This is a genomic window from Methylobacterium sp. V23 (assembly GCF_002917135.1).
GTDB lineage: Bacteria > Pseudomonadota > Alphaproteobacteria > Rhizobiales > Beijerinckiaceae > Methylobacterium.
This window is the reverse complement of sequence record NZ_PDHT01000106.1, coordinates 1-1807: the sequence shown is the minus strand read 5'-3', so window position 1 is coordinate 1807 and position 1807 is coordinate 1. Positions and strand designations below refer to the sequence as shown.

At 71.4% G+C, this 1807-nt stretch carries 1 protein-coding gene; it reads left to right on the top strand.

Annotated features, from left to right (window positions below; genetic code table 11):
- Positions 1-1807 (top strand): glutamine--fructose-6-phosphate transaminase (isomerizing) (gene glmS, locus CRT23_RS27435; protein WP_245436654.1); only part of this gene is annotated, 1807 nt, incomplete at both ends.

Genomic DNA, 1807 nt, shown 5'->3' with positions numbered 1-1807 from the left:
TGTGCGGAATCGTTGGCATCGTCGGACGGGACGCCGTGGCCGGGCAGCTGGTGGAAGCCCTGCGCCGGCTCGAATATCGCGGCTACGACTCGGCCGGCATCGCCACCCTGACGGAGGGGCACCTGGAGCGCCGGCGGGCCGAGGGCAAGCTCGCCAACCTCGAGATGCGCCTGCGCGACGCGCCCCTGGCCGGCAGCCTCGGCATCGGCCACACCCGCTGGGCCACGCATGGGCGGCCCAACGAGACCAACGCCCATCCCCACGCCACCGCCCGGCTGGCGGTGGTCCATAACGGCATCATCGAGAACTTCCGCGAACTGAAGGCCGAGCTCCAGGCGCAGGGCGTGCGCTTCGAGAGCGAGACCGACACCGAGGTGGTGGCCCAGCTCGTCAGCCACGCGATGGACGGGGGCCTCGGCCCCGTCGAGGCGGTGGCCGCCTGCCTGCCGCGCCTGCACGGGGCGTTCGCGCTGGGCTTCGTCTTCGCCGGGCACGACGACCTCCTGATCGGCGCCCGCCACGGCGCGCCCCTGGCCATCGGCTACGGGGCGGGCGAGACCTATCTCGGCTCGGACGCCCTGGCGCTGGCCCCCTTCACCCAGGAGATCACCTATCTCGACGAGGGCGACTGGGCGATCCTGTCGCGCGCGGGCGCCGAGATCCGCGACCAGGCCGGCCAGCCCGTCACCCGCGAGCGCCAGCGCATCGTCGCCCAGGCCTTCCGGGTGGAGAAGGGCAACCACCGCCACTTCATGGCCAAGGAGATCCACGAGCAGCCCGAGGTGGTCGGCCGGACCCTCGCCCACTACGTCGACCTCGCGAACGGCCGCGTCGCCCTCCCCGAGGCCCTGCCCTTCGACTTCGCCAAGCTCTCGCGCCTCTCGATCACCGCCTGCGGCACGGCCTACTATGCCGGCCTCGTGGCCAAGTACTGGTTCGAGAGCCTGGCGCGCCTTCCCGTGGAGATCGACGTCGCCTCGGAGGCGCGCTACCGCGAGCCGCCCCTGGAGCGGGACGGGCTCACCCTCGTCATCTCGCAATCGGGCGAGACCGCCGACACCCTGGCCTCCCTGCGCTACGCCAAGGCGCAGGGCCAGCACACCCTGGCGGTGGTCAACGTGCCGACCTCCACCATCGCCCGGGAGGCCTCCGCCACGGTGCCGACCCTGGCCGGACCCGAGATTGGCGTCGCCTCCACCAAGGCGTTCTCGTGCCAGCTCACCGTGCTGCTGTGCCTGGCCATCCATGCTGGCCGGGCGCGCGGCACCCTCGGCGCCGAGGCGGAGCGCCGCCTCGTCGACGCGCTGATCACCGTGCCGGGCCTGATGGCCGACGCGACCAAGCTCGAAGGGTCGATCGAGATCCTGGCCCGCGAGGTCGCCAAGGCCCGGGACGTGCTCTACCTGGGACGCGGCACCAGCTACCCGATGGCGCTGGAAGGCGCCCTGAAGCTGAAGGAAATCAGCTACATCCACGCGGAAGGTTATGCGGCGGGTGAACTCAAGCACGGCCCCATCGCCCTCATCGACGAGAGCGTGCCGGTGATCGTGATCGCGCCCCACGACGCCATCTTCGAGAAGACGGTCTCGAACATGCAGGAGGTGGCCGCCCGGGGCGGGCGCATCATCCTGATCGGCGACGCCAAGGGCGCGGCGGCGGCCGGCCTCGACACCATGGCCACCCTGACGATGCCCGACCTCGACCCGGTGGTGGCGCCCATCGTCTACGCGGTGCCGATCCAGCTGATCGCCTACCACACCGCCGTCTTCATGGGCAAAGACGTCGACCAGCCGCGCAACCTCGCCAA